General features: G+C 66.3%; 11 protein-coding genes. All 11 read left to right on the top strand.

Annotated elements, in window-relative coordinates; genetic code table 11:
- The first annotated feature begins 6 nt into the window (after positions 1 to 6).
- On the top strand, positions 7 to 1,404 hold the full coding sequence (radA, locus tag ACESNG_RS07445; protein ID WP_373060758.1) for a DNA repair protein RadA: 1,398 nt from the start codon (positions 7 to 9) through the stop codon (positions 1,402 to 1,404).
- On the top strand, positions 1,401 to 2,177 hold the full coding sequence (ispD, locus tag ACESNG_RS07450; RefSeq protein ID WP_373068407.1) for a 2-C-methyl-D-erythritol 4-phosphate cytidylyltransferase: 777 nt from the start codon (positions 1,401 to 1,403) through the stop codon (positions 2,175 to 2,177). Before radA ends, ispD begins: the two co-directional genes overlap by 4 nt.
- Before the next feature lie 6 nt (positions 2,178 to 2,183).
- Entirely contained in the window at positions 2,184 to 2,861 is a 678-nt protein-coding gene (locus tag ACESNG_RS07455) for an L-threonylcarbamoyladenylate synthase (protein WP_373068409.1), read from the top strand.
- A gap of 24 nt (positions 2,862 to 2,885) precedes the next feature.
- A complete protein-coding gene (locus ACESNG_RS07460) occupies positions 2,886 to 3,350 on the top strand; it encodes a low molecular weight protein arginine phosphatase (RefSeq protein WP_373060761.1) in 465 nt (154 codons plus the stop codon).
- Between the two features lie 10 nt (positions 3,351 to 3,360).
- The gene (locus ACESNG_RS07465) at positions 3,361 to 4,242 is read left to right on the top strand and encodes a shikimate dehydrogenase (RefSeq protein WP_373060762.1); all 882 of its coding nucleotides are present in this window, start codon (positions 3,361 to 3,363) and stop codon (positions 4,240 to 4,242) included.
- Positions 4,239 to 5,120 (top strand): ComF family protein, encoded by an 882-nt coding sequence (locus ACESNG_RS07470; RefSeq protein ID WP_373060763.1) that lies wholly within the window; start codon positions 4,239 to 4,241, stop codon positions 5,118 to 5,120. The genes ACESNG_RS07465 and ACESNG_RS07470 overlap by 4 nt, the downstream gene beginning before the upstream one ends.
- 5 nt (positions 5,121 to 5,125) lie before the next feature.
- Positions 5,126 to 6,136 carry a type I glyceraldehyde-3-phosphate dehydrogenase gene (gene gap, locus ACESNG_RS07475; protein WP_373060764.1) on the top strand — a complete coding sequence of 337 codons (1,011 nt, stop codon included), beginning with the start codon at positions 5,126 to 5,128 and terminating at the stop codon, positions 6,134 to 6,136.
- Positions 6,137 to 6,269: 133 nt separating this feature from the next.
- Complete coding sequence (locus ACESNG_RS07480) at positions 6,270 to 7,466, top strand: phosphoglycerate kinase (RefSeq protein ID WP_373060765.1); 1,197 nt, start codon at positions 6,270 to 6,272, stop codon at positions 7,464 to 7,466.
- A gap of 44 nt (positions 7,467 to 7,510) precedes the next feature.
- Positions 7,511 to 8,266, top strand: coding sequence for a triose-phosphate isomerase (gene tpiA / locus ACESNG_RS07485; RefSeq protein WP_373060766.1), 756 nt, complete (start codon positions 7,511 to 7,513; stop codon positions 8,264 to 8,266).
- A 137-nt stretch (positions 8,267 to 8,403) separates the two neighbouring features.
- Positions 8,404 to 8,781 (top strand): preprotein translocase subunit SecG, encoded by a 378-nt coding sequence (gene secG / locus ACESNG_RS07490; protein ID WP_373060767.1) that lies wholly within the window; start codon positions 8,404 to 8,406, stop codon positions 8,779 to 8,781.
- Between the two features lie 7 nt (positions 8,782 to 8,788).
- Positions 8,789 to 9,232 (top strand): carbamoyl-phosphate synthase domain-containing protein (locus ACESNG_RS07495; protein ID WP_373068411.1); only part of this gene is annotated, 444 nt, incomplete at its 3' end.

Here is a 9,232-nt window from a genome sequence, read left to right on the forward strand (position 1 = left end):
GACGTAATGGCCAAGGCGAAGTCCGTCTATCGGTGCACAGAATGCGGCGCGGAGTTTCCCAAATGGGCGGGACGCTGCGAAAGCTGTGATGCGTGGAATACGCTGGGCGAGGAGATGATCTCGACGGCGCCCACCAGCAAGCGCACCGCGGCGCGAAGTGCGCCGGGAATCGCTGCGGCCACGGTCACCTTGGGTCGCGTCACGGCGGCCGACACGCCGCGCTGGACGACGCAGCTCAACGAATTCGACTTCGTGCTTGGTGGCGGCCTCGTGCCGGGCAGCATGGTGCTGGTGGGTGGTGAGCCCGGTATCGGCAAGAGCACCTTGTTGCTGCAGGTGGCCGCCCGCTTGGAGACCGCCGGACTGGCCACCTTGTATGTGTCCGGCGAGGAGAGCGCGCTGCAAGTGCGCCTGCGCGCCGACCGCTTGGCGGAGGATGCCTCGATGGTGGCGCTGCTCACGGAGACGTCGCTGGAAACGATCCTCGCCACGGCGGCGCTGCCGGCCGCCGATGGCCGGCGCGTCAGTGTACTGATTGTCGACTCGATTCAAACCGTACACACCGAGCTGCTCGAAGGGGCACCAGGCAATGTGGGGCAGGTCCGCGAGTGCGCCGCGCGACTCATGCGATTCGCCAAGGACACCGGTACCGCCGTGTTCGTGATTGGGCATGTCACCAAGGGCGGCGGCATCGCCGGCCCCAAAACGCTCGAGCACATTGTCGACACCGTGTTGTACTTCGAAGGTGACGGCACGCTCGATCATCGGGTGCTGCGCGCGACCAAGAACCGCTTCGGCTCGGTCGACGAAATCGGTGTCTTCCGCATGGTCGGAACGGGGCTCATTCCCGTGGAGAATCCGTCGGCGTTGTTTCTCGGCGACCGCCGCGACGTGGCCAGCGGCAGTGCGGTCTGTGCGCTCATGGAAGGCACGCGACCAGTACTCGTGGAGGTGCAAGCGCTTGCCGCGCGTGCCGGGTTCGGTACGCCGCAACGCGTGGCCAACGGTATCGATGCGCGCCGACTGGCGCTGCTGTTGGCCGTGCTCGACAAGCGTGGTGGGTTCTCCTGCGCCCAGCTCGACGTGTTCTGCAACATCGTCGGAGGTATGCGCGTGCAGGAGCCCAGTGTCGATCTCGCGATCGTGGCCGCCATTGCCTCGAGCGTGGTCGACAAACCGCTCCCGGCGCAGGCCATTTTCCTCGGCGAAGTCGGACTGGGCGGCGAAGTCCGTCCGGTGTCGCAAGTCGAGCGACGCCTGGCTGAAGCAGCGAAACTCGGCATGACACGCGCGTACCTCTCGGATCGCGCGATCCCACGGCGCGTTTCCAACGATATCACGCTGGTCGGCGTGCGTACGCTGGCCGACGTGCTCCAGAAAACTGTCGGCAAAGATGCATCATGAGTGAGATCCCACCGGCGCTGCGCCGCGTGATTCCACCACCGGTCATCGCCTCGCGCGGCGACGAATCAGTGGCGCCCGAGGGCGTCGTGCGAGACGTCGGCGTGGTGATCGTGGCCGGCGGGTCCGGCTTGCGCACGGGGAGTACGGAGCTCAAGCAGTTTCGCTGGGTCGCTGGCAAGCCGGCGCTGCTGCACAGCGTGCAGTCTTTCATGGCTCGACCCGATGTGGCGATCGTCGTGGTGGTCCTGCCGAAAGCCTATGCTGCCGATCCGCCACCTTGGCTGTTTCAGTGCGATGTCGATCGGTTGTTGGTCTCCGTGGGCGGGCGTGAACGACACGAAAGCGTCGTCAACGGTCTCGAAGATCTCCCCGAAGAGGTGGTCATTGCCGTTGTCCACGACGCCGCACGTCCGTTGGTCACGGAGGCCACGATCGACCGGGTGATCGCGGAGGCACGCAAGGGCCACGGTGCGGTCGCGGCGTTGCCGGTTGTCGACACGCTGAAGGAAGTCGATGCCGACGGCCACATCATCCGCACCGTCGATCGCACCAATCTCTGGCGCGCGCAGACGCCTCAGGCCTTTCCGCGTACCATGCTCGAGCAGGCGCACATCGCCGCCCGACGCGATGGCATCGGAGCAACCGATGATGCCGCGTTGTGCGAACGACTGGGGCTGCCGGTGGTCGTGGTGCGCGGAAGCGAACGCGGCATGAAGATCACCGAAGACGTCGATTTTGCGCGCGCCGACGCCCTTAGCATGCTGCCGGAATAATCGCCGATGTTCGTGCATCGTGAGGCGCTTACCGTACCCTTCTGGTCTCCCGTCGAGGTCGAGGCGGCGCTACGTGATTCGATCACGCATCTCGGTGAGCGTCGTGTGCTCGCGTACCCCACGGAGACCGTCTACGGATTCGGTACGGCCGTCGATCACGAATCGGTCGAAGCGTTGGTGCAGCTCAAAGGCCGGCCGCCCGGAAAGCCGTTTCTGCTGCTCATCAACGATCCAGCGCAGATCGCGCGACTCGATCTGCATTTGCCCACCTATGCCTCCACGCTGGCCGCGCGCTTCTGGCCCGGTCCGCTCACGCTTGTGCTGCGCGGCGGCGATCAGCGCGTGTCGTCGCGGCTCCGCGGACCCGAGGGCGGCGTGGCGGTGCGCTGGACGCCGCACGTGGGCCTTCAGCGTCTGCTGACCGTATACGGCGAACCGATCACGAGCACGAGTGCGAATCGCCCCGGGGTTCCGCCTGCGATGACGGCTGCCGAAATTGTACAACAGTGGCCGGACGCAATTCATCGCGGGTTGCTGCACGTGCTTGATGGCGGTCGGTTGGCGCCGTCCCGGTCGTCCACGGTGGTGGACTGCACCGGCCGCCGAGCCCGCGTAATCCGACCGGGTGTATTGACAGCGATCCAGCTGCGCGAATGCGTGCCGGATCTCGTAGGCGATACCTAGCACACGCCGAGGGGCGCGCCACGCATGCATCTGCTCTTCGTCTGCACCGGGAACACCTGTCGCAGTCCGCTCGCTGAGGCGATCGCTCGGCGCATGATTGCCGATCGTGCGATTCCGGACCTCACGGTCGGAAGCGCCGGCACGAGCGCGTGGGTCGACGCACCGGCATCCGACGGCGCGCTGCTCGTTGCGCTCGAACATGGTGTCGACCTCGGCGATCATCGATCGCGGCCGCTGGTGCAGGAGCTCGTGAGCGGCGCGCAGGTCATTCTCACGATGGGCCCGCATCATCTTGATCGTGCGGAGGCGCTCGGAGGCGCGGGCCGGTCCTGGCTGCTCACCGACTATGCGGGCGCAACGCCGCGCCCGGTGAGCGATCCATTCGGTGGGGATCTCGACGTCTACCGTGCCACGTACGTGGAGCTTGAACAAGCGATCGAGGCCGTGCTCGAACGGATTGTCGCTGATCGTTCACGCAGCACGCGCTGAGTCGTCGCCCGTGACGGAGCGACCGCAGGAGCGCGCCGTGCGTGCGGCGCAGCGACCATCACGCCTGGTCATTCTCGGGCATCCGGTGGCGCATTCTCTGTCACCCGTGTTTCAGCGCGCGGCGCTACGCGCTGCGGGGATCTCCCTCACGTATGACCGCGAGGACGTCGCGCCCGGTCAATTGGCCGACGCACTGGCGAGACTCGCGGCGGAGGGTGCCGGTGGCAACATCACGATTCCGCACAAGGAAGCGGCGGCCGTGTTGATCACGCGATGCACGCCGGCGGCTCGCCGCGTCGGTGCCGTGAACACGTTCTGGACGGAGCAGGGCGCCCTCGTGGGCCACAACACCGATGTTGCGGGCGCGGCGTCCACGATTCGCGCGCTCGTGCGGGGAAACGTGGCGGACGTGCGCCACATGCCGGTCGTGTTGTGTGGTGCGGGCGGATCGGCCGCCGCGACCCTCGTCGCTCTGCACGAGCTGGGATATCGCGACATCACGATCGTCGCGCGTACCCCGGCGCGCGCGCAGGCCATGTCGGCGCGTCTGGCCATCCCGGCGCGGATCCTCTCGTCCGACGCGATCGAGAGCGCCGTCAGCGCCGCGCGGCTCGTAATCAACGCGACGCCGGTTGGGTTGCGCGACGACGCGTTTCCAGTGGAGGCGGCTTTGCTTCCCCTCGAATGCGCGGCCTTCGATCTGGTGTATCGCCCCGGGCTGACGCCGTGGATTGCCGTTTGCCGTGACGCCGGTCGGCGTGCCGAAGACGGGCTGCGTATGCTGGTGGAGCAGGGCGCCGCGGCGTTCGAGGCGTGGTTCGATGTGCCGGCCCCTCGGGAGGCCATGTGGCGTGCGCTTAACGCGGTGCCGCCTTCGTACGACAGTCGATGACGCGCCGCCATGAGCCGCGCGGGCACGCCGAGAGCCCGTTCACGGCGATCGCACGCTTCGTTCGCGAGACGGCGGGTGAGACGGCGCGCGGCATGGTCGACCTGCTGCTCCCTTCGGCGTGCGCGATCTGCCGTGCCCTGCATCGGGCCGACGCCGACGGCATCGTCTGTCAGGCCTGTTTAGCACGGGTGGTGCGATTAGGCTGGCCCCAGTGTAGCCGTTGCGGACAGCCACGGTTGTCCGCAACCATTCCGTTGCCGGCGGAAGCCATTCCCTCGGGGGTGATCCCCCCGTGTCGGTGGTGTCAGCGGCTGGCGCCGACGATCCGTGCCGTACGATCCGTCTGCCGTATGGATGAGGGGACGGGCGCGGCGCTGGTTCACGCGCTCAAATACGACGGGTGGCACGCGGTCGCGAAGCCGATGGCCCGGCGCATGGCCCGACTCGAATGGCCGGCGGATGTGGTCCGCGAGCGTACGGCCCTCGTTCCCGTACCGCTCTCGGTCACCCGACGCCGCGCGCGCGGCTATAATCAGGCGGAGCGACTCGCCAGCGCCCTGTCCGCCGAATGGCGCATACCGGTATGGACGGACGTTCTCGAGCGCCTACGCGATACCAGATCGCAGGTGCGGTTGACACCGTCGGAGAGGGCGAGCAACGTTTCCGGTGCGTTCGTGGCGGTGGGTCGCGCTCACGCGCGTCTCCGGGGGGCACACATCGTGCTGGTAGACGATGTGATCACCACCGCAGCGACGATCAACGCGTCTGCTCGGGCTCTCGCCGACGGCGGCGCGCGCATTATCTCCTGTGTGACGTTCGGACGGGCGCCCGAACCGGGTGACCGCGCCGTTTCTGACTACGACTTCATCCGGAACTGACACGAATGGCCATTCGCGTAGGCATCAACGGCTTCGGCCGCATCGGCCGCCAGGTGCTTCGCGCCGCCAAGCAGCAGGGCGTCGCTGACCTCGACTTCGTTGCCATCAACGACCTCACGGATACCGCCACGTTGGCGCACCTCTTCAAGTACGACTCGGTGCATGGGCGGTACGACGGGGAGGTCAGTCATGATGCCGAGAGCATCACGATCGACGGCGATCGCATCCGTATTCTCGCCGAGCGCGATCCGGCCAAGCTCGGATGGGGCGAAATGGGGGTCGATATCGTGCTCGAGTCGACCGGCCGGTTCACCGTTGCCGCCGATGCGAAGAAGCACATGGACGCCGGCGCGAAGAAGGTGATTATCTCGGCACCGGCCACGAACGAAGACATCACGATCGTGATGGGTGTGAACAGCGACAAGTACGAGCCGGCGTCGCATCACATCATCTCGAACGCGTCGTGCACGACCAATTGCCTCGTGCCTATGGTAAAGATCGTCCGAGACAACTTCGGGTTCGTGCATGGCTCGATGGTCACGATCCACAGCTACACGAACGATCAGTCGATCCTCGACCTGCCGCACAAGGACCTGCGTCGCGCGCGTGCGGCTGCGGTGTCGATGATCCCGACCACGACCGGCGCGGCGAAGGCCACGTCGCTCGTTATTCCGGAAGTGAAGGGCAAGATCGACGGCATCGCCGTGCGCGTGCCAACGCCCGATGTCTCGCTGACCGACCTCACGTGCGTGGTCGAGCGCAAGGTGACGAAGGAAGAGGTGAACGCCGCCTTCAAGGCCGCGTCGGAGACCTCGCTCGTGGGCATCGTCGGCTACAGCGAAGTGCCGCTCGTGTCGATCGACTACGTCGGCGATCCGCACTCGTGTACACTCGATGCCCTCAGCACGATCGTCATCGATGGCACACTCGTGAAGATTTCCGGCTGGTACGACAACGAGTGGGGCTATTCCTCGCGCTGCGTCGACCTGCTGCGTTTCGTCGGCGCACGACTCTAAGCGCCGCGAAAGAGCTCCGGCGTTCGTTCCGCCCGTTCGCGTGTTCCTCCACGAGTCCCGGTGCCTGCGTGCCGGGGCTCGTGCGTAAGTGGACCTGTCGCACGCGACATCACTCCCGCCGTATTTCCCCTCCATGACGACACGCACCATTCGCGATCTCTCCGCCGCTGATCTCGCCGGCAAGCGCGCGCTCGTTCGCGTCGACTTCAATGTGCCGCTCGACGCGGCCGGCGCGGTCAGTGACGACACGCGCATCACCGCCGCGCTGCCCACGATCACGACGCTGCTCGATCGGGGAGCGAAGGTCGTGCTGCTAGCGCACTTCGGTCGGCCCAAGGGTGCGCCCGAGGCTAGGTATTCGTTGGCGCCTGTCGCCGCACGACTGCAGCAACTGCTCCCGCGGCCGGTACATTTTCTTGGTGAGACCATCGGCGCTGCCGCCGTCGCCGCCTCGCACGCGCTAGCGAACGGTGAAGTGCTGCTGCTCGAGAACACACGCTTTCTCGCGGGCGAAGAAAAGAATGACGATGCGTTGTCGCGTCAGCTCGCCGACTTGGGGGATCTGTACGTCAACGATGCCTTTGGTGCGGCGCACCGGGCGCATGCCAGTACCGTCGGCGTGGCGAAGTACTGCCGACCGGCCGTCGCGGGTCTGCTGATGGAGAAGGAGTTGGCGTACCTGGGCGGCGCGCTCACCGCTCCGGCTCGTCCGTTCGTCGCCATCCTCGGCGGCTCCAAGATTTCGGGCAAGATCGACGTCGTCGAAGCCCTGTTGCCCAAGGTCGATCATCTGCTGATCGGCGGCGCGATGGCCTGCACGTTCTTTCGTGCAATGGGTTTTGAAACGGGGAATTCGCTCGTCGAGCCCGATCGACTCGAGATGGCGAAAGATCTCGTGGCGCGGGGCGGGGACAAGCTCGTACTCCCCGTTGATGCCGTGATCGCGCCGTCGATGGACGCGGGCAGCGCGGCGCGCGTGGTCGGCCGTGACGTGATTCCCGCCGGTGAGGCCATGTTCGACATCGGGCCGGCCAGCGTGGAGCAGTTTCGCACCCTGATCGAGTCGGCGCGTACAGTCCTCTGGAACGGACCGATGGGGGTGTTCGAAAAGCCACCGTTCGACGTCGGCACGCGCGCGGTCGCCCAGGCGATGGCCGTGGCCACCGATCACGGCGCCACCACGATCATCGGCGGGGGGGATTCGGCAGCAGCCGTGACCGACGCCGGTCTCGAGTCGAAGATGTCGCACGTGTCCACCGGCGGCGGGGCGTCGCTCGAGTTTCTCGAGGGCAAGGACCTGCCGGGAGTCTCTGCGCTCGACGTTCGCTGATCCGCGCCAGTCGCGCATTCACTCACTTACAGGTTATCCCGCTCATGCACCACAAGCCGGTCATCGCTGCCAACTGGAAGCTCAATCACGGCCCCACCGACGCGAAGGCGTTCCTGCAGCGATTCCTCGCGCAGGCGCCCAAGATGAACGACCGCACGCTGGTGTTCTTCCCGTCGGCGATCACGGTGACGACGGTCGTGGAGGGACTGCGTGAGCGTCCCGAAATATGGGTGGGCGTGCAGAACGTTCACTCGGAGGTGCAGGGCGCCTTCACTGGTGAAAACTCCGTGCTCATGGCGCGGGACGTGGGTGCGCGGGTGGTCTTGGTGGGACACTCGGAGCGCCGTCACGTGTTCGGGGAAACCGACGCGATGACAACGCAGAAGATGGCCCTGATCTGTCAGGCGCGCCTAGTCCCCATGCTGTGTGTCGGCGAGACGCTCGACGAGCGCGAAGCCGGTGCCACGGCGTCGGTCGTGGAACGGCAGCTGTCGGCAGGGCTGGCTGAGCTCGATGACGGTCAGGCGGCAGGGATCATGCTGGCCTACGAGCCGGTTTGGGCGATCGGCACTGGTCGGACCGCGACTCCGGAGGACGCCAGCGCGATTCACAGCGTCTTACGGGCCGCGCTCGGTAGCCGATTGGGCGAGAAGGCCGCCGCGAACGTTCCCATTCTGTACGGCGGGTCGGTGAACCGCGGCAACGCGGCCACGCTGCTCGCAGCGCCGGACGTAGATGGACTACTGGTGGGAGGCGCCTCGCTGGACGCCGACAGCTGGGCGAGCATCGTCCGCAGCTGAGTCCTGCGCCACACTCGACCCAATCTCTCGCAACTGTTGGGTGGGGAAGGACTTGCCTCGGCACATTCCCTTCACCATCTTTGGCGGCTGACGCGACTTTCGCGCACTCTGAACGCACTCGATTCCGGCTTCGTGATATGTACACGTTCCTGCTGACTCTCCTCATTCTTGACGCGATCGTTCTGGCGATCGCCGTGCTCCTCCAGTCCGGTAAGGGCGGTGGACTGGCGGCGAGCTTTGGAGGAGCCAGTTCCTCGTCTGACTCCGTGATCGGCACGCGTCAGGCAGGCAACCTGCTCACGAAGGCCAGCTGGTGGTGCGGTGGCGTGTTCCTCGGTCTCGCCTTCATCCTGCAGATCATGTCTTCGCGTGGTTCGGCACCGAAATCGGTGCTCGACAAGCTGGCGACACCCGCGGCGCCGTCGTCCGCGCCCGCTGGCGGTGTGGCTCCGGCCGCCCCCCTGACGCAGCAGCCGGCAGCCCCGGCCGCGCCGGCGCCAGCCAAGAAACCGTAACCGACGCGTGAGCACGTTGCCTCCCAAGGGGTTCCTCCTCCTCGAGGACGGAACCCTTTTCCACGGCCGACTCGTCGGACCGACCGCGCCTACCGTGGCGGAAGTGGTGTTCACCACCAACATGACCGGATATCAGGAGGTCTTCACCGACCCCTCGTATCGCGGCCAGACCGTTGTGATGACGGCACCGCAGATCGGCAATTACGGCGTGAACACCGAAGATCCCGAATCGGCGAAGCCGCAGGTTGCCGGCGTTGTCGTGCGAGAACTCTCTCCGACTTACTCGAACTGGCGCGCCACCGGCGGCTTGCGCGAGTGGCTCGAGGCGCATCAGGTGCCGGTCCTTACCGAGGTCGACACCCGTCGCCTGACCAAGCACCTGCGCGCGGCCGGCGTCATGCGCGGTGTGATTGGGATCGTCGATACGCCAACTCACGAAGCGCTCGCCGTG

This window comes from Gemmatimonas sp. (assembly GCF_041689975.1).
Lineage (GTDB): Bacteria > Gemmatimonadota > Gemmatimonadetes > Gemmatimonadales > Gemmatimonadaceae > Gemmatimonas.

Bases quoted from the DNA above. Each gene is read 5' to 3' on its own strand.
- radA (WP_373060758.1), top strand. From the start codon at position 7: ATGGCCAAGGCGAAGTCCGTCTATCGGTGCACAGAATGCGGCGCGGAG.
- ispD (WP_373068407.1), top strand. From the start codon at position 1,401: ATGAGTGAGATCCCACCGGCGCTGCGCCGCGTGATTCCACCACCGGTC.
- ACESNG_RS07455 (WP_373068409.1), top strand. From the start codon at position 2,184: ATGTTCGTGCATCGTGAGGCGCTTACCGTACCCTTCTGGTCTCCCGTC.
- ACESNG_RS07460 (WP_373060761.1), top strand. From the start codon at position 2,886: ATGCATCTGCTCTTCGTCTGCACCGGGAACACCTGTCGCAGTCCGCTC.
- ACESNG_RS07470 (WP_373060763.1), top strand. From the start codon at position 4,239: ATGACGCGCCGCCATGAGCCGCGCGGGCACGCCGAGAGCCCGTTCACG.
- gap (WP_373060764.1), top strand. From the start codon at position 5,126: ATGGCCATTCGCGTAGGCATCAACGGCTTCGGCCGCATCGGCCGCCAG.
- ACESNG_RS07480 (WP_373060765.1), top strand. From the start codon at position 6,270: ATGACGACACGCACCATTCGCGATCTCTCCGCCGCTGATCTCGCCGGC.
- tpiA (WP_373060766.1), top strand. From the start codon at position 7,511: ATGCACCACAAGCCGGTCATCGCTGCCAACTGGAAGCTCAATCACGGC.
- secG (WP_373060767.1), top strand. From the start codon at position 8,404: ATGTACACGTTCCTGCTGACTCTCCTCATTCTTGACGCGATCGTTCTG.